A 21,081-nucleotide genomic window follows, 5' to 3' on the forward strand; every position below is an offset into this window, starting at 1 on the left:
CCCCCCCCCCGCGGTGGCGCGCCCCCCCCCCCGCCCCCCCCCCCCCCCCCCCCCCCCCCCCCCCCTCCTCCCGCCCGCCGCAATAAAAAATCCCCACGATTTCAGACAAATCGGAAAAAGTGCTGTCAGAAGATTTTCTTGAATTTTAAGCAGTTGCGAAATTGCCTACAGTTAAATACTGTACGCACGTACAGCTTAATAAGGATTACTCCGTGGCCAAGTCTTCTGCTGCAAGCAATACCCCACCAGGCTCCTACGAACGGATGGGGCTACGCGTTCAAAAAATCATCAACTCCCCTACCGCACAAAAGGCCAAAGCCGCACTGATCTTCCGACTTGAAGATGAGCCTGCGGACGAATGGGCGCGTCTATTGGAGGAAATTGCTGAAAACGACAATGTCACCCTGGCCTATCGGGACGACGGCGGCGTGCAGATTTTCTGGGTCGTGCCGAAGGAAGATTGAGTCGATGATTGTCCGCTGTCTGGTTTTTTTGCTGTTCTGCGTTGCCCTCAATGCCCAAGCCGATGCGCCAAGTACGTTCAGCCAAGCGAAAAAGGTCGCCTGGAAGCTCTACGCCCCGCAATCCACCGAGTTCTACTGTGGCTGTAAATACAACGGCAATCGCGTGGACCTTGCGGCGTGCGGTTACATACCGCGCAAGAACGCCAATCGCGCAGCCCGTATCGAGTGGGAGCACATCGTCCCGGCCTGGCAGATTGGCCACCAGCGCCAATGCTGGCAACAGGGCGGGCGCAAGAACTGCACCCGCACCGACAAGATCTACCAGCGCGCCGAGGCAGACCTGCACAACCTGGTGCCGAGCATCGGCGAGGTGAATGGCGACCGCAATAACTTCAGCTTTGGCTGGCTGCCGGAGAAAACCGGGCAATACGGCTCATGCCTGACCCAGGTCGATTTCAAGGCGAAGAAGGTCATGCCGCGCCCTTCGATTCGCGGAATGATCGCCCGTACTTATTTCTACATGAGCAAGCAATACGGGCTGAACCTGTCCAAGCAGGACCGCCAGCTGTATGAAGCCTGGAACAAGACCTACCCGGTCCAGGCCTGGGAACGCCAGCGCAATCAAAGCGTGGGCTGCGTGATGGGCCACGGTAACGACTTTGTTGGCCCGGTGGATCTGAAAGCCTGCGGCTAGCCTTCAGCGCCAAGGCCTCGCCGGTTCTGCGAGGCCTGGATCCAACCTTTCAGGCGAGGTTGCCGACCGTGCCTGTCGTCAGCCCCTTCAAGCTCACTGCGCCGCCCGGTGCTCGATCACCGTTGCATTGACGTTGCGCTTCTTGGCCTTGGCCAACTTCTCCTCGAGCTCGGCCTTTTTCGCCTCGGCTTCAGCCTGGGAGTTGAACGGCCCAACCAGAATCAATTGCTTGCCGTCCTGCATCACCACGCTGGAGATAATGCCGTGCTCGATCAGCCAGCCGGTCATATCGCTCACCGCCTGCGGCAGATCGCTACCCACCAGCACGTCCCACTGCGGGGTCGCCGCCTCTTGTACCTGTTGGGCCTGGGCCGGCGCAGCGGGCTTATTGCCGGCGTCTGCCACCTTGCCTTCGCCGCAGCCAGCCAAGGCCAATACCGCAACCATCATCGCTACTGTGCGCACAACCTACCCCTTAAAATTCTGAGGCGGCGATTTTAACACTGCCGGCTGCCAGGTCACTGCCACAAAAACAGGCCGAAACAGGGAGAATCATGTTTATCGCCTCTGTATAGTTGCACCCTGGGAATTAATACATCGTCTGCGCGTCAGAAAAGAGGCACCCACTCAGTGGAACTTCGCACTAATCTATACATACGACCGATATCTGCACTGTCTGAAATCAGGTGCCCTACTACGCAATCAAGGAGAAGCTCATGCTGATACTCACCCGCAAAGTCGGTGAAAGCATAAACATCGGTGACGACATTACGATCACCATCCTGGGCGTCAGCGGCCAGCAAGTCCGGATCGGCATCAACGCCCCCAAAGACGTAGCCGTACACCGTGAAGAGATCTATCAACGGATCCAGGCCGGGCTTACCGCTCCGGACAAACGCGAAACACCTTGAGCTTGATGAGTTGCCAGCCCTTTGTCTGACCACAATGGCTGGCGCTGGACTCAGCCTCATTCCCTCCCTGCTTCGCTAGCGCCCCCTTCCTGCAACTCGACCTGAAAAGTGCAAGGCCCTGTCCTTTTGCGCCCAAGGCACGCGGCTGCCTGCACCACCGGCAATTAGCCACCTTTGTATAAATGCCCAGTAACGCATGGCGCTGTCGCAGGAGTAGCTTTCAGCTATCGCACGTACGCGAGTCAGCCAGCGTCAACGACGCCAGTCGATGCCTTATGAACCAGGAGCAGTTTGATGCAAGAGTTCGCTTATCTGCTGATCACCAATGACCCGAATGCGATGAGAACCGTTGCCGCGTGCTCCACAGAAGGCCTGTACCAGGTCAAGCGTGGCATTTTCACGTTCCGCTCCAGGGCGAATGTCGACTTCCTGCACCGCGCCCTCTCCATCATCAGCGATGAGTTCGGCATCATTCCGGTGCAGCAGGCTGAGTACAAAACCAATCGCGACACGGTCTGCAAAGCCTTCAGCCAGCTTTCCTAGGCAGCCCCGCCCTCCACCGGCCTGAACCCCAGGTCCTGAGTGAAGCGCAGCAGATAACCATCAGGATCGAGCAGCAAACAGTTCAGCTCCCCATGCAACAGGGCATCGTGGCGATACCAGCGCTCCTCGATTTCCTTGCGCAATGGGTAACCGGCGTCGGCCAGGGCTTGAACCAACACTGCAAGGTCAGGGCATTCGATCGACAGGTTCATACCGCGCCCAAACGGCTGCTCCAGTGGACCGACGCGCCACGGGGACGCTTCGCCATCGTCCTGCTCCAACATCAGTTGGCTGCCATGGAACGACAAAAAGGCAAACAGGTGCTCCGGACGCTCGTATTCGACCTTGAACCCCAGCACATCGCGGTAAAACGTCAGACTCCGCTGCAAGTCACTGACGAGCATCTCCGGAACCAGGGCATTCATCACAAACATCGGCTGCGTCCATTCAGGTAAATTCAAGGGGCGAGCCTACAACCCCCGACCCGGTTTACGCAGCCCCCGCTTACCAATGTTCACAACTGATTAAAACTTCGCAACAGATGACGCGGTGAAGCCCCCCATTGCATCAGGCATAAAAAAGGCGCCTCAACCGAGACGCCTTTGGGTCCTGCGACGCGTTACAGGCACGTACCCAGGGCCGCGAGCCTGCGCTTGGCGATCCAGTCGTCGTGAAGCGCGTAGTAACTGACGCTGGTGCCCGAAGCCTGCACCTGGATATCGGCAAAGGACTCCGCGGAACGCGTATAGACCGTGTACCCACCGCCTTTGCGTGGCTCCAGATAGGCAGCAGCATCGACGCCGAAGACCGCCTCGTCCTGCCAGGCGAACTGCACGCACTGCGCCACCAGTTGATCGGCCTTGGCCGAAGAGAGCACCCGCGAAGGACTCTTGGAGCGCGCTTCATTCATTGCCGAACTCGCGCATCCCGCAAGCAACGCCGCGGCGATCATCGCCATTAACACCCGCATGATGCTACCTCGTGCTGAAAAACCGAGAGTATCGCCCACCCTGGAGCCGGCAGATACCACACAGCCAGAAAAACCCCTGGCGACCCGCGCTCAGCACTCCGCCAGGGATGAGGCCAGTTGGGCAATGGCCTCCTGATCGTCCTCGCCCAGGCTGCGGTAATGCTCGATGATCCGGCTTTCCTCCGCACTCAGTTGGCCGTCCGACAGCTTCGAACGCTCACCGGTCAGGACATACAGCAAATCCACGCCCTTGCGCCCCACCGCCATCAGGTAATCCGACTTGGGCAGCCGCTCGCCGCTCTCGTAACGACCCTGGGCATTGGCCTCAACCCCGCCAATGGCACCGAACTCCTGCTGGGAAAGACCAAGCGCCTTGCGCTCCTCTTTCAACCGTTCTCCAAACTTGTCCATGGAATTCCTCATTCATGACGCAACACGATTAGGACCCTGCGCCGCCCCAAACGTGCCCTTTTCCAACCCCGGGTCTCGCCCGGAACAGCCGCCCACCGACAAAAATCCGCGACAACCATTGCCAGATTCGCGAACGCGGATTAATCTGCGCGCCCTTCCCACACTTTCGCAAAGGAGATCCACCATGAAATACCTGATCGCTCTTTGCAGGACGTGCCTGGTTTAAACGCTATACCCGCTAGTTTCTAGCGCCTCGCTTACTCCGGATCCGCCCTGCCACTTACCTGAATATTTTCTCCAATCAGGAATTGGACATGGACAATTGCATCCGCAATTTGTCGGCCGGCGTATCACTTATCGCCTCCGACAGCACCTGGATCGAAGACAAAGCGATCCAGCAACTTCAAACGACTGCACAACTGCCCGGCATGCGCCGCGTGGTCGGCATGCCTGACCTGCACCCAGGTCGCGGCTATCCGGTAGGTGCGGCCTTCTTTTCCAGCGAAACCCTTTACCCGGCACTGGTGGGCAATGACATCGGTTGCGGCATGACGCTGTGGCAGACGGACATCCCGAGCGCCCGACTGAACCTGGATAAGCTGGAAAAGAAAATCGGCAACATCGACACCGCCCTGGATGAGCAATGGCAGGAGGAACTGGCGCAGTTGGCGCTGGCCGCCACCGGCCACGAACACTCCCTGGGCACCATCGGCGGCGGCAATCATTTCGCCGAGCTGCAACAGATCGACGAGGTTCATGACAGCGATGCCATGGACACCCTGGGCCTGGACCGGCGCTCGCTGCTGATGCTGGTTCACAGCGGCTCGCGCGGCCTGGGCGAAGCCATTCTGCGCCGGCATGTCGATCAACACGGCCATGCCGGTATCGCGGTCGACAGCCCGGCCGGCGTCGACTACCTGCAACGCCATGACGAAGCCCTGCGCTTTGCCGAAGCCAACCGCCGGCTGATTGCGGAGCGCATCCTGGTCAATCTGCGGGCGAAAGGCCGCAGCGCGCTGGATATCAACCACAACCTGGTATCGCCCGGCAGCGTCGACGGCGAAGCCGGCTGGATCCACCGCAAGGGCGCCACACCGTCCGATCAGGGCGTGGTGGTCATCCCCGGCTCCCGCGGTGACTACAGCTATCTGGTGCAGCCCATCCCGCTTGCCAGCAGCCTGTACTCCCTGGCCCATGGCGCCGGCAGGAAGTGGATTCGCGGCGACTGCAAGGGTCGCCTGGCGGCGCGCTTCAGCTTCGATCAGCTCAAGCGCACCAGCCTCGGCAGCCGAGTGATCTGCGAAGATCGCGCCCTGATGTACGAAGAGGCTCCAGAAGCCTACAAGGCCATCGACAGCGTGGTCGGCAGCCTGCGTGACGCAGGCCTGCTGCACATCATCGCGCGACTCAAGCCGGTGCTGACCTACAAACGCCGGGGGTGCTGCTGATGGTTCTGTTACAGCTGTCATCGGCACAGGGGCCGGCCGAGTGTGAATTGGCCGTGACCAAGGCCCTGCAAAGGCTGCATGACGAAGCCGAAACCCAGGCGGTCAGTCTGTGCGTGATAGAGCGCGAACCCGGCTGGCATAACGGCACCTGCAAGTCGGTACTGGTCGGCCTTGATGGCGACAATGCCAAGGCGCTTGCCGGACGCTGGACCGGCACCCTGCTCTGGAGCTGCAAGAGCCATTACCGACCCGGGCACAAGCGCAAGAACTGGTTCTTCGCCGGCCAGGTCTTCAACGCCCCGCAAGGCAACCAGGAGAGCCAGATACGCTTCGAAACCATGCGTTCTTCAGGACCCGGCGGCCAGCATGTGAACAAGACCGACTCGGCGGTGCGCGCCACTCACCTGGCTTCAGGGATCAGCGTCAAGGTCCAGTCCGGGCGCAGCCAGCACGACAACAAGCGCCTGGCAGTGCTGCTGATTCAGCAGCGCCTCGCAGGCCTTGAGCAGGAAGCCCACAACACCCTGCGCCTGCAGCGCCGGGACTCCCACCACAAGGTCGAGCGGGGCAACGCTGTAAGGTCGTTTGCCGGCCCGACATTCATCCCCCAGGACTGACCACCATCGACCAGAGCCGCCATAAAGGCGGCTCTGCTCCAATCCCGGTGATTGGTAGTGAATGCCAATGGGGAAATCAATGAATGAGGGCTTTGCAAATCCCAGGCAACAAAAAAGGGCCCACCTTTCGGTGAGCCCTTCTAGACCGCCCAGCAGAGCGGATTTTGTTTGGTAGGCGCGATTGGACTCGAACCAACGACCCCCACCATGTCAAGGTGGTGCTCTAACCAACTGAGCTACGTGCCTGCTGTGAGGCGGCATTCTACGGAATTCCGGAGGGGTGTCAACACCTTTTTTGCAGCTAAGCCTATGAATATGCGAATTATTTAATTTTTTAGTGGCGAGCAAGACTTTATCAGCGGCTGGCAGCCGATTTTCAACTCAGGTACGATCGGCGCACTCGTAAAATATATTAAACAGAGGCTGCAGGATGGCGAACACTCCCTACCCAGAATCCTATTACGCAGCGTCGGCCAACGCCGTGCCAGAACGCCCCTCACTGCAGGGCGAGGTAGAAACCGATGTCTGTGTGATCGGTGCCGGCTATACCGGTTTGTCGAGCGCGTTGTTTCTACTGGAAAACGGTTTTCGCGTAACAGTACTGGAGGCGGCCAAAGTCGGCTTTGGCGCCTCGGGCCGCAATGGCGGGCAGATCGTCAACAGCTACAGCCGCGATATCGATGTGATCGAACGCAGCGTCGGCCCCAAGCAGGCGCAGTTGCTAGGGCAAATGGCCTTTGAGGGCGCAAGGATCATTCGCGAACGCGCGGCCAAGTACCACATCCAGTGCGACCTGAAGGACGGCGGCGTGTTTGCCGCCCTGACCAGCAAGCAGATGGGCCACCTGGAGTCGCAGAAGCGCCTGTGGGAGCGCTACGGCCATAGCCAACTGGAACTGCTGGACCAACGCCGCATCCGCGAAGTCGTGGCCTGTGATCAATACTTGGGCGGCATGCTCGACATGAGTGGCGGGCACATCCACCCGCTGAACCTGGCCCTGGGCGAAGCGGCAGCCGTGGAGTCCCTGGGCGGCACTATTTATGAGCAATCCCCGGCCCTGCGCATCGAGCGCGGCGCCAATCCGGTGGTGCACACGCCACAGGGCAAGGTCAGGGCCAAGTTCATCATCGTCGCGGGCAATGCCTATCTGGGCAACCTGATTCCGGAACTGGCCGCAAAGTCCATGCCTTGCGGCACCCAGGTCATCACCACCGAACCCTTGAGCGACGAACTGGCGAACAGCCTGCTGCCCCAGGACTATTGCGTCGAAGACTGCAATTACCTGCTGGACTACTACCGCCTTTCTGCGGACAAGCGCCTGATCTTCGGCGGTGGCGTGGTCTACGGCGCCCGCGACCCGGCCAATATCGAAGCCATCATCCGACCGAAGATGCTCAAGGCCTTCCCCCAACTCAAAAACGTCAAGATCGATTACGCCTGGACCGGCAACTTCCTGCTGACCCTCTCGCGACTGCCGCAAGTCGGACGCCTGGGCGACAACATCTATTACTCCCAGGGCTGTAGCGGCCACGGCGTGACGTACACCCACCTGGCGGGCAAGGTCCTGGCCGAAGCCCTGCGCGGCCAGGCAGAGCGCTTTGACGCCTTTGCCGACCTGCCGCACTACCCCTTCCCTGGCGGTCAGCTGCTGCGCACTCCATTTACCGCCCTGGGCGCCTGGTACTACAGCCTGCGGGACAAATACGGTTTCTAAACTCCCACAAAAAACCCCGCCAAACAGGCGGGGTTTTCATGTGTGCGGCAGAACCAAAAAACGCGACTGACATTCCAAATATCGAAAACAAAAAACCCCGGTCTTTCGACCAGGGTCTTTGCTATCAATCCGAAGCACCTGTGGCGTCTTCGTAGCTTCAAGGCGTTCAGTGGGCCTTGAGGCAGATATGGCGCAGCGGACGGGACTCGAACCCGCGACCCCCGGCGTGACAGGCCGGTATTCTAACCGACTGAACTACCGCTGCGTATCGCTTGGACTTGCGTCCATTTGAACCTTTTAAATCGTCGGACTGATCAGCTTCGAGGCTTTTCAATCTCAAGCCAGGCGAACCTGACTTGGAAAATATGGCGCAGCGGACGGGACTCGAACCCGCGACCCCCGGCGTGACAGGCCGGTATTCTAACCGACTGAACTACCGCTGCGCGTCGGTTGGAGGCTTCCTTGGAAGCTTCCGCCTTTCTTTCGAAAGACACTCAAGAAGTGGTGGGTGATGACGGGATCGAACCGCCGACCCTCTGCTTGTAAGGCAGATGCTCTCCCAGCTGAGCTAATCACCCTTTGCTTCGTTGAGGCCGCGAAATTTACGCAGATACCGAAGCTAAGTCAATAGCAGCGTTGGAGTTTTTTTCAAAAACAGCTGAGAGCAGCTAGCTTCAAGCTGCAAGAAAAAGCAGCAACAAGGGATACTGCTCACCCCTGCTTGCCGCTTGCAGCTAAAAGCTTGTCGCTGCTCTTATTCCTGATAAATCATTTTCTTGGTCATGCCGCCGTCGACCACGAACTCCTGGCCCGTGACGAACCCGGCGTTCTTCGACAACAGCCAGGCCACCATCGCCGCAACGTCCTCGACCGTCCCGACCCTGCCCGCGGGGTGCTGAGCATGATCAAGATCACTCAACGGCTGCGCACGGCGCGCTGCCGGGTCACGTGCGTCGATCCAGCCCGGACTGACCGCATTGACGCGGATTTCCGGACCCAGGCTGATAGCCAAGGCATGGGTCAAGGCCAGCAACCCACCCTTACTCGCCGCGTAAGCCTCGGTATCGGGCTCGGACTGGCCGGCGCGGGTCGAGGCCAGATTGACGATGGCGCCGCCGTGAGCGCGCAGGTAAGGCGCACAGTGCTTGGCCAACAGCATCGGCCCACTGAGGTTCACCGCCAGTACACGGTTCCAGTACGCCAGATCGAGGCTTTCCAGGGTGATATTGCGCGGATCGGCCACGGCCGCGTTGCACACCAGCGCATCGAGCCGACCAAACTGGCCGAGCACTTGCGCCACACCCTGGGCCACCTGCTTTTCGTCCGAGACATCCATGGCGATAAAGCAGGCGCTCTCCCCCATGACCTCGACCACCTTGGCGCCGCGCGCGCGATCAAGGTCGGTCAATACCACTTGCCAGCCCTCGCTGATCAGCCAGGCGGCGATCCCCAGGCCAATGCCCCGCGCCGCGCCGGTGACCAGCGCAACGCGACCATTGGCACTGCCCTGCTGCGAGGACAACTCGATCACAAGGCGGCCAGGCCGCGAGCCAGGTCGGCTTGCAGGTCGGCAACATCTTCGAGACCCACCGCGACCCGGATCAGACTGTCGCGAATGCCCGCCGCTTCACGCTCCTGCGGCGCCAGGCGACCGTGAGAGGTGGTGCTCGGGTGAGTGATGGTCGTTTTGCTGTCACCCAGGTTGGCGGTAATAGAAATCAGGCGCGTGGCATCGATAAAGCGCCAGGCACCGTCTTTGCCACCCTTGACTTCAAAACTGACCACCGCCCCGAATCCACGCTGCTGACGCTTGGCGAGTTCGTATTGCGGATGGCTTGGCAGGCCGGCGTAGTGCACCTTCTCGATGCCATCCTGCTGCTCCAGCCACTGCGCCAAGGCCAAGGCATTGGCACAGTGGGCACGCATGCGCAGGCTGAGAGTTTCGAGCCCCTTGAGGAAGATCCAGGCATTGAACGGACTCAGGGTCGGCCCTGCGGTACGCAGGAAACCCACCACTTCTTTCATCTGCTCACCGCGGCCGGCCACCACGCCGCCCATGCAACGGCCCTGGCCGTCGATGAACTTGGTCGCCGAATGCACCACCACGTCGGCACCCAGCTTCAATGGCTGTTGCAACGCAGGCGTGCAGAAACAGTTGTCGACCACCAGCATCGCACCCTTGGCGTGAGCCACTTCGGCCAGCGCGGCGATATCCACCAGCTCTGCCAGGGGATTGGACGGTGATTCGACAAACAGCAATTTGGTATTGGCCTTGATTGCCGCATCCCAGCCGGACAGGTCCGCCAGGGGCACGTAATCGACTTCGATGCCAAAACGCTTGAAGTACTTTTCAAACAGACTGATGGTCGAGCCGAATACGCTACGCGACACCAGCACATGATCGCCCGCGCTGCACAGACTCATCACCACCGACAGAATGGCAGCCATGCCGGTAGCCGTGGCCACCGCCTGCTCGGCACCTTCCAGGGCGGCGATGCGCTCTTCGAAGGCACGCACGGTCGGGTTGGTGTAGCGCGAATAGACGTTGCCTGGCACTTCGCCAGCGAACCGCGCGGCCGCATCGGCGGCCGTACGGAAGACATAGCTTGAGGTGAAGAACATCGGGTCACCGTGCTCGCCTTCCGGCGTACGGTGCTGGCCGGCACGTACGGCCAGGGTGTCGAAAGCTACGCCATCAAGGTCGCTGTCCAGCCGACCGGCATCCCAATCCTGACTCATGCCGCCTACTCCTCAAGTCTTCTAAATGCTCTGAATCAGTTGTTGTACAGATCGATGATCGCGCTGACCGCCTGGGTCTTGACCTTGGAGGCATCGTTACGCGCGTTTTCGATCTTGTTCAGATAGGCCTCATCGACGTCGCCCGTGACGTACTTGCCGTCAAACACTGCACAGTCGAAATGCTCGATCTTGATCTTGCCGCCGCCGACCGCTTCGATCAGGTCCGGCAGGTCCTGGTAGATCAGCCAATCGGCACCGATCAGGTCAGCTACGTCCTGGGTCGAACGATTGTGCGCAATCAGCTCGTGAGCGCTCGGCATATCAATGCCGTACACGTTCGGGTAGCGCACGGCCGGCGCCGCAGAGCAGAAGTAGACGTTTTTCGCGCCGGCTTCGCGAGCCATCTGGATAATCTGTTTGCAGGTGGTGCCGCGCACGATCGAGTCGTCCACCAGCATCACGTTCTTGCCGCGGAATTCCAGCTCGATGGCGTTGAGCTTCTGGCGTACGGATTTTTTCCGCGCAGCCTGGCCCGGCATGATGAAGGTACGGCCGATGTAGCGGTTCTTCACGAAGCCTTCGCGAAACTTCACACCCAGGTGGTTAGCCAGCTCGAGCGCAGCGGTACGGCTGGTATCCGGGATCGGGATAACCACGTCGATGTCATGCTCAGGACGCTCGCGCAGGATCTTCTCGGCCAGCTTCTCGCCCATGCGCAAACGCGCCTTGTACACCGAGACGCCGTCGATGATCGAATCCGGGCGCGCCAGGTACACATGCTCGAAGATGCACGGGGTCAGTTGCGGGTTGGTCGCGCACTGGCGGGTGTGCAGCTTGCCGTCTTCAGTGATGTAGACCGCTTCACCCGGTGCCAGGTCGCGGATCAGGGTGAAACCCAGCACGTCCAGGGAAACGCTTTCCGAGGCGATCATGTACTCGACGCCTTCGTCAGTGTGACGCTGGCCGAAAACGATCGGGCGGATGCCGTGCGGGTCGCGGAAACCGACGATGCCGTAACCGGTCACCATGGCCACGACTGCGTAACCACCGACGCAGCGGTTGTGCACGTCAGTCACGGCCGCGAACACGTCTTCTTCGGTCGGCTGCAACTTGCCGCGCTGGGCCAGCTCGTGAGCGAACACGTTGAGCAGGACCTCGGAGTCGGAGTTGGTGTTGACGTGGCGCAGGTCGGATTCGTAAATCTCCTTGGCCAGCTGTTCAACGTTGGTCAGGTTACCGTTATGCGCCAGGGTGATGCCGTACGGCGAGTTGACGTAAAACGGTTGAGCTTCGGCCGAAGTCGAGCTGCCTGCGGTTGGATAGCGCACATGGCCGATGCCCATGTGGCCGACCAGGCGCTGCATATGCCGTTGATGGAATACATCACGGACCAGACCATTGTCCTTGCGCAGGAATAACCGGCCATCATGGCTGGTCACGATACCGGCAGCGTCCTGGCCGCGGTGCTGGAGGACGGTTAGCGCGTCATACAGCGCCTGATTGACGTTCGACTTACCGACGATACCGACGATGCCACACATGCGACGCAACCCCTACTTAATGAAACTGAACTGAACACATCTTACTGAGGCGTTTTGGCCGGTAAGAGGTGCTCCTTGAACGGAATATCAGCGGGTACGCTGATACCGCTGGCCAGCCACTGACTGCTCCACCCCAATATGAGGTTCTTCGACCAGTCTGCAACCAATAGAAATTGTGGCACCAGTCGCGACTGCTGCCACCAGGAATCCTGTTGTACCGGCCCCAGGCTCAAAAGCCCGACCGCCACGACCACCAGCAACGCGCCACGCGCGGCGCCAAAGGCCATGCCGAGAAATCGATCGGTCCCGGAGAGGCCGGTGACGCGAATCAATTCGCCGATAAGAAAGTTGATCATTGCGCCTACCAGCAAGGTGGCGACAAACATGATGGCACAGCCCGCGATCACGCGAGCCGAAGGTGTTTCGATGTATCCGGCGAGGTACTCGGACAGTGAGCCACCGAACATCCAGGCAACGACTCCAGCGATAATCCAGGTCAGCAGCGACAGTGCTTCTTTGACGAAGCCGCGGCTCAGACTGATCAACGCGGAGATGGCGATTATTGCAACGATCGCCCAATCAACCCAGGTAAATGGCACAGTGCAGCCTACAGACGGATAAGGCGGCGCATTTTAGCAGAGCGCTTGGCTGTCGGTAAGCTGCGATTCACTGTGCTTTTCAAATCAAGCAGATAGCCTTAACCACGCTCAGGCTGAAAACGCACCACAAAACCCTTGAGGTTCTGCTGGCGACCCAGCAAGTCACGCAGGCGATCAGCTTCGGCACGCTCGATCAGCGGACCGACGAATACCCGGTTCTTGCCATCGGCGGAACGGATATAGGCGTTATAACCTTGACTGCGCAGGGTTTTCTGCAGGTTTTCAGCGCTTTCGCGGCTGGACAGGCTGGCCAGTTGCACCGACCAACTCACCGACAGGCCATTGGCATCGATCCGGCTCTGGCTGGTGTCCGGCCGTGTGCTGGCAACAGATTGAGCAGGTGTAGGCTTGGGCGCGACCGGCGCTAGAGCTGGAGCTGGCTTGATCGCAGCTGTCGGCGGTGCAACAGGAGTCGCCGGTGCACTGGGCACAATCGGCGCAGACGGTGCGGACTGCTGCACCACCTCGTCATCGCTCGGAATCGGCTCCTGGGGCAGCGCTTGCGGCTCGGGAACCACAACCGGCTCGACCTGCACCTGAGGCATGACAGGCGCTTGCGGCGCGGCAGGCGCCTCGACGCTGACATGACGCTGCTCATCTTCGCGGGAAAACAGCATGGGCAGGAAGATCACCGCCAGTGCCACCAGAACCAGAGCTCCAACCATTCGCTGCTTGTAGACGTTATCCAGCATAGCCATGTGCAGCTTCCTCCGTGGAGCGCCGGGCGAGCCACTCAAGCGCCTCGGCAACACAATAAAAAGATCCGAACAGCAGGATTTCATCCTCTGCCGTTGCAAGCGCGCACTGCCCTTCCAAAGCGGCAGCAACGCTGTCATAGGACGTTACGCGAGCCCCAAGGTTCTCCAGCGCCGCCTGCAAATCCGCAACCGGACGCGCCCGAGGGCAATCCAGAGGGGCCACCGCCCAGGTTTCGACTTGCGGATGCAGATGCTCAACCACGCCAGCCAGGTCTTTATCCGCCAGCAGACCAAACACCGCCAGACGCTTGCCAGCCAGCGGCCGACGGCCCAAGCGTTCGGCCAGGTACTGCGCGGCGTGGGGGTTGTGGCCCACATCCAGTAGCAGATTAAGGCGCTTGCCTTGCCACTCGAACTGCCGACGATCCAGGCGACCGACCACCCGGGTCTGGCGCAAGGCAGCCACTATCCGCTCCGGCTGCCAAGGTAGGCCCGTCAGCAAATAGGCCTGCAAGGCCAGGGCGGCGTTTTCCATGGGCAGATCGAGCAACGGTAAATCGTGCAGCTCCACCGGTGCACCCGAAAGATCGAGGCCGCGCCATTGCCAGTGCTGCTCGGTCATACCCAGGTCAAAATCGCGCCCACGCAGGAAGAATGGGCAATTGAGCTCACGCGCCTTGTCCAGCAGCGGCTGTGGCGGATTGAGATCCCCACACAGCGCCGGCGCGCCCTGGCGGAAGATCCCGGCCTTCTCGAAGGCCACGGACTCACGGGTATCGCCAAGATAGTCAACGTGATCGACACCAATACTGGTCACCAGCGCCAGATCCGCATCCACCAGATTGACCGTGTCCAGGCGCCCACCCAGGCCGACCTCCAGCACCACCGCATCAAGCCCGGCACGCTGGAACAGCCAGAAGGCAGCCAGGGTGCCCACCTCGAAATAGGTCAGGGAAATCTCGCCACGCCCGGCATCGACCGCGGCAAAGGCTTCGCACAGCTCGGCATCGCTGGCTTCGACGCCATCGATCTGCACCCGCTCGTTGTAACGCAACAGGTGTGGCGAGTTGTACTCCCCTACTCGCAAACCCTGGGTTCGCAGCAGGGACGCCACGAACGCACAGGTCGAACCCTTGCCGTTGGTACCGGTCACCGTAATCACCCGAGGCGCCGGCTTGCCCAATCCCATGCGGGACGCTACCTCTTGCGAGCGCGCGAGCCCCATGTCGATGGCCGACGGATGCAACTGCTCGAGGTAGGCGAGCCATTCGCCAAGGGTACGTTGGGTCATAGGTTGGCTGGAGCCGGCGGAACCACGATCGGCTCGACAGGTGCAGCAACGAACTCAGGCGTCGGCAGCCCCATCAATTGCGCCAGCAGATTGCCCAGACGTGGGCGCAGTTCCTGACGGGCGATGATCATGTCGATCGCGCCGTGTTCCAGCAGGAACTCACTGCGCTGGAAGCCTTCTGGCAGCTTTTCACGCACGGTCTGCTCGATAACCCGCGGACCGGCGAAACCGATCAGGGCCTTGGGCTCGGCAACGATCACATCACCCAGCATCGCCAGGCTCGCCGACACACCACCGTAGACCGGGTCGGTCAGCACGGAGATGAACGGGATACCTTCTTCGCGCAGACGCGCCAGTACCGCAGAGGTCTTGGCCATTTGCATCAGGGAGATCAGCGCTTCCTGCATCCGCGCACCACCGGAGGCGGCGAAGCAGATCATCGGGCATTTGTTTTCCAGGGCGTAGTTGGCGGCACGAACAAAACGCTCACCGACGATGGCACCCATGGAGCCGCCCATGAAGGAGAACTCAAAGGCCGAAACTACCACCGGGATGCCCAGCAGGGTGCCGCTCATGGAGATCAGCGCGTCCTTCTCTCCGGTCTGCTTCTGTGCAGCAGTCAGGCGATCCTTGTACTTCTTGCCATCGCGAAACTTCAGGCGATCCACCGGCTCCAGGTCGGCGCCCAGTTCGGCACGGCCTTCGGCATCGAGGAAAATGTCGATACGGGCGCGAGCACCGATACGCATGTGGTGATTGCACTTAGGGCAAACATCCAGGGTTTTTTCCAGCTCCGGCCGATACAGCACCGCCTCGCAGGACGGGCACTTGTGCCAAAGACCTTCAGGCACCGAGCTTTTCTTCACCTCGGAACGCATGATCGAAGGGATCAGTTTGTCTACTAACCAGTTGCTCATGCTTTCTTTCTCCAGTACCGGCGGCCCGAACGCTCTGGTTCGCAGCCCCGCGTATGCCCTTGAGCTAAATTCATGTGTGCGGCGATGATCGGTGCGCTACCGCGGTCAGCACGAGGCTCGACCTGCCTGTAGCGAACTGCTCCTCAGCCATCCCGACAGCCCGCAACAGAGCGGTTGCCACTTCGACTTCGGCCTGTCCGAAGACAGTGCCCACCTGTTTTGTACAGTGGAGTTATGGACGGCGGCAGACTGCCAGCCGTCACATCGACTCACTGCTGCCGCGCACGGCCTGCATAAATGCGCGAATCTTTGCCTGGTCCTTGATGCCCTTGCCCTGCTCCACCCCACCACTGACATCCACCGCGTAGGGGCGCACCTCGGCAATCGCCCGGGCCACATTCTGCGCAGTCAAACCGCCAGCAAGGATGATCGGTTTGCTCAGGCCCTGCGGTACCAGTGACCAGTCGAAGGCTTCACCGGTTCCACCGGGTACGCCCTCGACATAGGTGTCCAGCAAAATCCCGCTGGCCTTTGCATAGGTCGCGCAACGGCCGGCGATATCATCCCCGGCCTTGACCCGCAGCGCCTTGATGTAGGGCCGATGGTAGCCGTCACAATCGGCCGGCGACTCATCGCCATGAAACTGCAGCAGATCCAGGGGCACCGCATCGAGAATCTCCCCCAGCTCGCAACGGCTGGCGTTGACGAACAGCCCAACAGTGGTCACAAACGGCGGCAACGCGGCAATGATCGACCGCGCCTGCTGCACCGTGACCGCCCTTGGGCTCTTGGCGTAAAACACCAGGCCGATGGCATCAGCCCCGGCTTCGACCGCCGCCAGCGCATCCTCTATGCGGGTAATCCCACAAATTTTGCTGCGAACGGCTGTCATGTTGTTTAAACCCCGGGGCAAATCCGTAAAAGTTCTGGATGGTAGCAAATGCTTTTCCCAGCGTCAGCCGTCAAGTTCGGTGAAACCGGTGAGGAAATGTGGCCCGATGTATCGCTCCGGCAGTTGGAACTCATCCCGGTACTCGACCTGCACCAGATACAGCCCGAACGGGTGCGCCGTAACCCCGCCAGTACGCCGAATGCGGCTCTCCAGCACCTCCCCGGCCCACTCCACGGGACGCTCACCCGCGCCAATGGTCATCAACACGCCGGCAATATTGCGCACCATATGATGCAGAAAGGCGCTGGCACGGATATCCAGGACGATCATCTTGCCGTGCCGGGTAACCCGCAGATGGTGAATTTCCTTGATCGGCGACTTGGCCTGGCACTGTCCGGCCCGGAAGGCGCTGAAGTCATGGGTGCCCACCAGGTAGCGCGCGGCCTCGGCCATGCGTTCGACATCCAACGGGCGGTGGTTCCAGGTGACTTCTTCGTTGAGGTGGGCCGGGCGGATCTGATCGTTGTAGATCACATAGCGATAACGCCGGGCAATGGCCTTGAAGCGCGCATGAAAATGCGCCGGCATGACCTGGGCCCAACTGACGCTGACGTCATGGGGCAAATTGATGTTAGCGCCCATGACCCATGCCTTGAGCGAGCGCTCGGCCTGGGTGTCGAAATGCACCACCTGCCCGCAGGCATGCACGCCCGCATCGGTACGTCCGGCGCAGGACAGCACTACCGGGGAGTCGGCCACCTTGGACAGGGCCTTCTCCAGGGTTTCCTGCACGGTGGGCACGCCGGACGACTGCCGCTGCCAGCCTCGATAGCGCGAACCCTTGTATTCAACACCCAGGGCGATTCTGAAAAAGCCTGCGGCCGCCATTTCGGCGGCCGCGTTATCTATATTTGCCAAGAACTTACAGCCCGCTGATGTACGCAAAGGCGGCCATTATAAGGCCGCCGGAAGCAGACGCCATGCGCCACCGGCTTTTAGTTGCAGATCGATCTTCCGCCCAGGGCCACACCTAATGGGATTGCATCGCCACCCAGGTAATCGCTATATAGATAAATATATAACGAACCATAAAAGACCCACCCGACCGAGACCTGATGAATGACCGCCACAAGCAAAGAAGCCGTGGGCCTGGCGTACAGCCTTGAAGGCATGCTCCACGCCAAACGCATGACCTGGGAAGCGATAGCCGAGATGGCCAGGCGCATCACGCCGGGCATGCTCGAATCAGAGGCCCGTGAGCTGGGACTGGCGATTCTCAAGGACCTGAGCATGGAGCGGATCTGGCACCCGCTGCTGATTCGCTTTGGCGAAAACACCCTGAAGACCTTCAAGCAACGCTCCGAAGGCGATCCCAGGCTGGGGCAGAACGATATTTTCTTTATTGACCTGGGGGTGGTCTGGGATCGCCACGAGGGCGACTCCGGTGCCACCTTTACCACCGGCAACGACCCCGAGATGCAGGCCTGCGCGGCCGCGGCCAAAACCCTGTTCGACCGCGTGCACGACCACTGGAAGAACCACCAGTTGGCCGGCCCCGAACTCTACCGCTACGCCGAAGAGCAGGCGAGCGCCATGGGCTGGGTGCTGAACCTGGACATCAAGGGCCATCGCGTCAGCGACTTTCCCCACGCGATCTACCGCGCGGGCGATCTGGGAGATTTCGACGAGTGCCCGAACGTCGGCCTGTGGATCCTGGAGATCCAGATCGCCCACCCTACCCGGCCCTTCGGCGCATTCTACGAAGACCTGCTTACCTGAAACCGCTGCAAGCAACGCCTTGCACCGGCCAGATGGCCATCGCAGGCAAGCGCCCAAGCCGAAGCACAAACGAAAACGGCAGCCTCGAGGGCTGCCGTTTTATTTGGACCTCAGCGTCGATCAAGCCAGACGCGTCAGCATCTCCTTGGCTTCGTTTTTCTGGCCATCGCTGCCTTCGGTGATCACTTCGCCGAGAATATCCCGGGCGCCGTCGTTATCACCCATATCGATGTAGGCCTGGGCCAGGTCCAGCTTGGTGGCTACTTCGTCGGTGCCGGAGAGGAAATCGAAATCGCCCTCGTCCATGCCGACCGCCGCGTCTTCAGCCGTAAAAGTAGGCTCGGCTACGGCCGGCTGCTCCAGGCTCTGAGACAAACGATCCAACTCGGCGTTGACATCGTCCAGCTCGGAAGCGAATGCATCCTTGGGCTCGGGCTGGGCATCCATCTCGTCGGCCAGCGACAGATCGAAGTCGGCCGGCAGGTCCAGATCATCCAGTGGTGCTTCGGTGATCGTAGGCACCTCACCCAGCGGCAGATCCTTGAGATCGTCCTCCAGGCTCAACAGGAAATCCTCGTCACTCTGAGCCGTAGCCGGCAAGTCTTCGCCCAGGTCCAGGTCGAAGTCCGACAGATCGTCCAGACTTTCCTTGGCCTCGGTCTGCTGTTGCAGCACCGACTCGAAACTCAGGTCATCATCCAGCGGGAACTCGTCCAGGACCGGCTCTGCCGCAACCACAGCCGGCGAGGCCGCTTCCAGATCGTCCAGGCTCAGATCGAAATCAGCATCAAAACCTTCGATTGGCAGCTCGGCAATCGGCGCCGGAGGCTCATCCTGCAACAGCTCCTTGACGTATTCGGCATCCAACTCCGCAGCCACTGCCGCCGCGCCCAGGCCCGCAGCCGCTGCTGCCGCAACCACCATCGCCGGGAAACGGCTCTTGAGCTGCTCGACTTCCGCGTGGTTCTTGCCATTGGCCACCAACTGCCGCTCTTGAGCAACAAAGGCACTCCGATCGCCCTGGAGACCGTAGACCTCCATCAGTTTCAGGCGCAATTCACTGCGCTGCGGCTCCAGCTTGACCGCTTCTTCAAGCAGCTCAGCGGCCTGATTCAGGCGCCCGGCATTGATATGGTTCTGCGCCTGCTCCAGCACATCGGTCGGATGTTCAACCGCAGCAGCCACCACAGGGGCTACCACTGCGATCGGCGCCACAACTGGCGCAGGCGCCGGAGCAGGTACTGGGGCGACCGCCAGCTTGACGCTCGGCGCAGGCACTTCCAGGCCTTCGAAGCTGCTTTCCGGCAGATCCAGCTCCTCGGTGGTGATGTCGTTCTCTTCAGACAAGGCCCGGGCCATGCGCAAATGCTTTTCCGCTTCCTGCTGGGCCTTGCGACGGCGCGCCAGAAGCAACAGCAACAGCAGGACCAGAACCGCGCCGCCCCCTACCAGACCCAGCAGGATCGGGTTGGTCAGCAGCTCGTTGAACGTGGCGTCATCGGACTTGGGCTCCTGAGCCACCACCGGGGTAGCGTCGGGAGCGGCAGCGGCGGCGACAACCGGGGCCGGATCGGTCACCGGGGTTGCAGCAACCGCTGGAGCTTCAGGCTTGGCCACCAATTCTGCGGGCATGGCCGGCAGCACTGCCGCAGCGGCTGCAGGCTTGGCTGCGCCTTCAGCTTCGAGTTTGGCCAATTGATTGTTTTTCAACTCGATCAGGCGTTGCAGCTTATCCAGCTGGCTTTGCAGATCGGTCATGCGGCTTTTCAGCTCGGCATTGTCGCGGCGGGTGGTATCCAGGCTTTCCTGGGTGACCGCCAGTTTGTTGCTCAAATCCTTGCTGTCCCCGGCCGCGCCTTTGCCACGCCCCTTGGCGGATTCGGCAGAGACCAGGCTCAGGCTGTCTTTGGCTGGCCCCTGCCCGGCCACCTTGTCGCCGCCGCCACGACGAGTGGCATCCAGTTGCTGCTGTCCACGTGTCGCGGAGCGACGGCCCTGGCGCCAGGCAGCATTTTGCGCGGCCACTTCGGCGATCGCCTGGGGCTGCGGCAAGCTGGTGCTCTGCACCGGATCAGGCAGGCGCAGGACCTTGCCGGTTTTCAGGCGATTGATGTTGCCATCGATAAAGGCGTCCGGGTTCAGCGCCTGGATCGCCAGCATGGTCTGCTGCACCGAACCGCCGTTGCGGGCCTTGGCAGCGATTTCCCACAGGGTGTCGCGGGCCGAGGTGGTGTATTGCGCAGGCTTGCTGGCCGCGGTGACCGGTGCCCGCACCGCAGCCACTGCAGGGGCAGGCTTGGCGGCGGCTTCGGCGGTTTGTGCGGAGAATTTCGACGGATCCAGCAACACGCTGTAATCCCGCAGCAGGCGACCGTTGGGCCACATCACCTGCACCAGAAACTTGACCATCGGCTCGGACAGCGGCTTGCTCGACGTGACGCGCAAGACACTTTTGCCGCTGGCATTGATGACCGGGGTAAAACTCAGATCGTTGAGGAAGGCCTGGCGGTCGACACCTGCCTTGGCGAAATCATCTGCCGAACCCAGGCTGGGGACCACTTCGGCCGCGGTGAGATCCTTGACATCCAGCAGTTCGATTTCTGCTACCAAAGGCTGGTTCAGAGTCGACTTCAGCGTCAGCTCCCCGAGCCCAAGCGCATGCGCCATACCGGAGGACAGCGCCGATGCGGCCGCTATTGCTAACACCAGTTTGCGAACTTGAACCATAGCCTCATCCTTTGTCTGAACATTCCTCGGCCAGCGAGAAGGTGTTGTAGCAACTGCCGTAAGGCA

At 60.7% G+C, this 21,081-nt stretch carries 22 protein-coding genes and 4 tRNA genes; 8 read left to right on the forward strand and 18 right to left on the reverse strand.

The genetic code is table 11. From position 1 onward, the window contains the following. The first annotated feature begins 212 nt into the window (after window positions 1–212). Window positions 213–464, forward strand: coding sequence for a DUF1654 domain-containing protein (locus ACOZJV_RS09055; RefSeq protein WP_078474028.1), 252 nt, complete (start codon window positions 213–215; stop codon window positions 462–464). A gap of 4 nt (window positions 465–468) precedes the next feature. Beyond that, entirely contained in the window at window positions 469–1,158 is a 690-nt protein-coding gene (locus ACOZJV_RS09060; protein ID WP_020300180.1) for an endonuclease, read from the forward strand. Between the two features lie 93 nt (window positions 1,159–1,251). Here ACOZJV_RS09060 and ACOZJV_RS09065 read toward each other — a convergent pair whose 3' ends face one another. Then, window positions 1,252–1,608, reverse strand: coding sequence for an SPOR domain-containing protein (locus ACOZJV_RS09065; protein ID WP_421547595.1), 357 nt, complete (start codon window positions 1,606–1,608; stop codon window positions 1,252–1,254). Between the two features lie 266 nt (window positions 1,609–1,874). On the opposite strand from ACOZJV_RS09065, the gene csrA reads away from it, so the two are divergent. Then, window positions 1,875–2,069 carry a carbon storage regulator CsrA gene (gene csrA, locus ACOZJV_RS09070; protein ID WP_007920550.1) on the forward strand — a complete coding sequence of 65 codons (195 nt, stop codon included), beginning with the start codon at window positions 1,875–1,877 and terminating at the stop codon, window positions 2,067–2,069. A gap of 294 nt (window positions 2,070–2,363) precedes the next feature. Beyond that, window positions 2,364–2,612: a hypothetical protein gene (locus tag ACOZJV_RS09075; RefSeq protein WP_020300182.1), complete on the forward strand. Its 249-nt coding sequence runs from the start codon at window positions 2,364–2,366 to the stop codon at window positions 2,610–2,612. On the opposite strand, the gene ACOZJV_RS09080 is transcribed toward ACOZJV_RS09075, so the two are convergent. The 3 genes from ACOZJV_RS09080 to ACOZJV_RS09090 all read right to left on the reverse strand — a co-directional run bounded on the left by ACOZJV_RS09080 (window position 2,609) and on the right by ACOZJV_RS09090 (window position 3,993). Then, on the reverse strand, window positions 2,609–3,046 hold the full coding sequence (locus ACOZJV_RS09080) for a bleomycin resistance protein (RefSeq protein ID WP_421547412.1): 438 nt from the start codon (window positions 3,044–3,046) through the stop codon (window positions 2,609–2,611). The genes ACOZJV_RS09075 and ACOZJV_RS09080 overlap by 4 nt on opposite strands. A gap of 185 nt (window positions 3,047–3,231) precedes the next feature. Beyond that, window positions 3,232–3,582, reverse strand: coding sequence for a hypothetical protein (locus ACOZJV_RS09085; RefSeq protein ID WP_078474025.1), 351 nt, complete (start codon window positions 3,580–3,582; stop codon window positions 3,232–3,234). 90 nt (window positions 3,583–3,672) lie between these two features. Beyond that, window positions 3,673–3,993: a helix-turn-helix domain-containing protein gene (locus tag ACOZJV_RS09090; RefSeq protein ID WP_020300185.1), complete on the reverse strand. Its 321-nt coding sequence runs from the start codon at window positions 3,991–3,993 to the stop codon at window positions 3,673–3,675. Between the two features lie 314 nt (window positions 3,994–4,307). Here ACOZJV_RS09090 and ACOZJV_RS09095 point away from each other — a divergent pair, with 314 nt between their 5' ends. Then, entirely contained in the window at window positions 4,308–5,441 is a 1,134-nt protein-coding gene (locus ACOZJV_RS09095; RefSeq protein ID WP_201130282.1) for an RNA ligase RtcB family protein, read from the forward strand. After that, window positions 5,441–6,058, forward strand: coding sequence for a peptide chain release factor H (gene prfH / locus ACOZJV_RS09100; protein WP_201130281.1), 618 nt, complete (start codon window positions 5,441–5,443; stop codon window positions 6,056–6,058). Before ACOZJV_RS09095 ends, prfH begins: the two co-directional genes overlap by 1 nt. A 169-nt stretch (window positions 6,059–6,227) precedes the next feature. Here prfH and ACOZJV_RS09105 read toward each other — a convergent pair. After that, window positions 6,228–6,304 (reverse strand) — tRNA-Val (locus ACOZJV_RS09105). Between the two features lie 184 nt (window positions 6,305–6,488). Between ACOZJV_RS09105 and ACOZJV_RS09110 the strand changes: the two genes are divergently transcribed. Further along, window positions 6,489–7,772, forward strand: coding sequence for an NAD(P)/FAD-dependent oxidoreductase (locus ACOZJV_RS09110; protein WP_421547413.1), 1,284 nt, complete (start codon window positions 6,489–6,491; stop codon window positions 7,770–7,772). A gap of 188 nt (window positions 7,773–7,960) precedes the next feature. Here ACOZJV_RS09110 and ACOZJV_RS09115 read toward each other — a convergent pair. The 12 genes from ACOZJV_RS09115 to truA form a co-directional block, all read right to left on the reverse strand. Next, a tRNA-Asp gene (locus ACOZJV_RS09115) sits at window positions 7,961–8,037 on the reverse strand. 101 nt (window positions 8,038–8,138) lie between these two features. Next, a tRNA-Asp gene (locus tag ACOZJV_RS09120) sits at window positions 8,139–8,215 on the reverse strand. A 59-nt stretch (window positions 8,216–8,274) separates the two neighbouring features. Next, window positions 8,275–8,350 (reverse strand) — tRNA-Val (locus ACOZJV_RS09125). A 176-nt stretch (window positions 8,351–8,526) separates the two neighbouring features. Further along, window positions 8,527–9,294 carry an SDR family oxidoreductase gene (locus tag ACOZJV_RS09130; RefSeq protein WP_207202425.1) on the reverse strand — a complete coding sequence of 256 codons (768 nt, stop codon included), beginning with the start codon at window positions 9,292–9,294 and terminating at the stop codon, window positions 8,527–8,529. Between the two features lie 5 nt (window positions 9,295–9,299). After that, a complete protein-coding gene (locus ACOZJV_RS09135) occupies window positions 9,300–10,511 on the reverse strand; it encodes an O-succinylhomoserine sulfhydrylase (RefSeq protein ID WP_078474021.1) in 1,212 nt (403 codons plus the stop codon). A gap of 35 nt (window positions 10,512–10,546) precedes the next feature. After that, window positions 10,547–12,052 carry an amidophosphoribosyltransferase gene (purF, locus tag ACOZJV_RS09140; protein ID WP_078474020.1) on the reverse strand — a complete coding sequence of 502 codons (1,506 nt, stop codon included), beginning with the start codon at window positions 12,050–12,052 and terminating at the stop codon, window positions 10,547–10,549. A gap of 41 nt (window positions 12,053–12,093) precedes the next feature. Beyond that, a complete protein-coding gene (locus ACOZJV_RS09145; protein WP_020297838.1) occupies window positions 12,094–12,651 on the reverse strand; it encodes a CvpA family protein in 558 nt (185 codons plus the stop codon). Between the two features lie 98 nt (window positions 12,652–12,749). After that, a complete protein-coding gene (locus ACOZJV_RS09150; RefSeq protein ID WP_421547414.1) occupies window positions 12,750–13,409 on the reverse strand; it encodes an SPOR domain-containing protein in 660 nt (219 codons plus the stop codon). Then, the gene (folC, locus tag ACOZJV_RS09155) at window positions 13,393–14,700 is read right to left on the reverse strand and encodes a bifunctional tetrahydrofolate synthase/dihydrofolate synthase (protein WP_201130277.1); all 1,308 of its coding nucleotides are present in this window, start codon (window positions 14,698–14,700) and stop codon (window positions 13,393–13,395) included. Before folC ends, ACOZJV_RS09150 begins: the two co-directional genes overlap by 17 nt. Beyond that, complete coding sequence (accD, locus tag ACOZJV_RS09160; RefSeq protein WP_078474017.1) at window positions 14,697–15,617, reverse strand: acetyl-CoA carboxylase, carboxyltransferase subunit beta; 921 nt, start codon at window positions 15,615–15,617, stop codon at window positions 14,697–14,699. Before accD ends, folC begins: the two co-directional genes overlap by 4 nt. A 259-nt stretch (window positions 15,618–15,876) precedes the next feature. Then, window positions 15,877–16,509: a phosphoribosylanthranilate isomerase gene (locus ACOZJV_RS09165; RefSeq protein WP_421547415.1), complete on the reverse strand. Its 633-nt coding sequence runs from the start codon at window positions 16,507–16,509 to the stop codon at window positions 15,877–15,879. Between the two features lie 63 nt (window positions 16,510–16,572). Further along, entirely contained in the window at window positions 16,573–17,397 is an 825-nt protein-coding gene (truA, locus tag ACOZJV_RS09170; protein WP_020297833.1) for a tRNA pseudouridine(38-40) synthase TruA, read from the reverse strand. 231 nt (window positions 17,398–17,628) lie between these two features. On the opposite strand from truA, the gene ACOZJV_RS09175 reads away from it, so the two are divergent. After that, window positions 17,629–18,288, forward strand: coding sequence for a M24 family metallopeptidase (locus ACOZJV_RS09175; RefSeq protein WP_201130275.1), 660 nt, complete (start codon window positions 17,629–17,631; stop codon window positions 18,286–18,288). A gap of 120 nt (window positions 18,289–18,408) precedes the next feature. Here ACOZJV_RS09175 and ACOZJV_RS09180 read toward each other — a convergent pair whose 3' ends face one another. Beyond that, window positions 18,409–21,015: a FimV/HubP family polar landmark protein gene (locus ACOZJV_RS09180; RefSeq protein ID WP_421547416.1), complete on the reverse strand. Its 2,607-nt coding sequence runs from the start codon at window positions 21,013–21,015 to the stop codon at window positions 18,409–18,411. Between the last annotated feature and the right edge of the window lie 66 nt (window positions 21,016–21,081).

The organism is Pseudomonas sp. QD4, assembly GCF_049199125.1.
Taxonomy (GTDB): domain Bacteria; phylum Pseudomonadota; class Gammaproteobacteria; order Pseudomonadales; family Pseudomonadaceae; genus Aquipseudomonas.

Bases quoted from the DNA above. Each gene is read 5' to 3' on its own strand.
- ACOZJV_RS09060 (WP_020300180.1), top strand. From the start codon at position 469: ATGATTGTCCGCTGTCTGGTTTTTTTGCTGTTCTGCGTTGCCCTCAAT.
- ACOZJV_RS09065 (WP_421547595.1), bottom strand. From the start codon at position 1,608: ATGATGGTTGCGGTATTGGCCTTGGCTGGCTGCGGCGAAGGCAAGGTG.
- csrA (WP_007920550.1), top strand. From the start codon at position 1,875: ATGCTGATACTCACCCGCAAAGTCGGTGAAAGCATAAACATCGGTGAC.
- ACOZJV_RS09075 (WP_020300182.1), top strand. From the start codon at position 2,364: ATGCAAGAGTTCGCTTATCTGCTGATCACCAATGACCCGAATGCGATG.
- ACOZJV_RS09080 (WP_421547412.1), bottom strand. From the start codon at position 3,046: ATGTTTGTGATGAATGCCCTGGTTCCGGAGATGCTCGTCAGTGACTTG.
- ACOZJV_RS09085 (WP_078474025.1), bottom strand. From the start codon at position 3,582: ATGCGGGTGTTAATGGCGATGATCGCCGCGGCGTTGCTTGCGGGATGC.
- ACOZJV_RS09090 (WP_020300185.1), bottom strand. From the start codon at position 3,993: ATGGACAAGTTTGGAGAACGGTTGAAAGAGGAGCGCAAGGCGCTTGGT.
- ACOZJV_RS09095 (WP_201130282.1), top strand. From the start codon at position 4,308: ATGGACAATTGCATCCGCAATTTGTCGGCCGGCGTATCACTTATCGCC.
- prfH (WP_201130281.1), top strand. From the start codon at position 5,441: ATGGTTCTGTTACAGCTGTCATCGGCACAGGGGCCGGCCGAGTGTGAA.
- ACOZJV_RS09110 (WP_421547413.1), top strand. From the start codon at position 6,489: ATGGCGAACACTCCCTACCCAGAATCCTATTACGCAGCGTCGGCCAAC.
- ACOZJV_RS09135 (WP_078474021.1), bottom strand. From the start codon at position 10,511: ATGAGTCAGGATTGGGATGCCGGTCGGCTGGACAGCGACCTTGATGGC.
- purF (WP_078474020.1), bottom strand. From the start codon at position 12,052: ATGTGTGGCATCGTCGGTATCGTCGGTAAGTCGAACGTCAATCAGGCG.
- ACOZJV_RS09150 (WP_421547414.1), bottom strand. From the start codon at position 13,409: ATGGCTATGCTGGATAACGTCTACAAGCAGCGAATGGTTGGAGCTCTG.
- folC (WP_201130277.1), bottom strand. From the start codon at position 14,700: ATGACCCAACGTACCCTTGGCGAATGGCTCGCCTACCTCGAGCAGTTG.
- accD (WP_078474017.1), bottom strand. From the start codon at position 15,617: ATGAGCAACTGGTTAGTAGACAAACTGATCCCTTCGATCATGCGTTCC.
- ACOZJV_RS09165 (WP_421547415.1), bottom strand. From the start codon at position 16,509: ATGACAGCCGTTCGCAGCAAAATTTGTGGGATTACCCGCATAGAGGAT.
- truA (WP_020297833.1), bottom strand. From the start codon at position 17,397: ATGGCGGCCGCAGGCTTTTTCAGAATCGCCCTGGGTGTTGAATACAAG.
- ACOZJV_RS09175 (WP_201130275.1), top strand. From the start codon at position 17,629: ATGACCGCCACAAGCAAAGAAGCCGTGGGCCTGGCGTACAGCCTTGAA.
- ACOZJV_RS09180 (WP_421547416.1), bottom strand. From the start codon at position 21,015: ATGGTTCAAGTTCGCAAACTGGTGTTAGCAATAGCGGCCGCATCGGCG.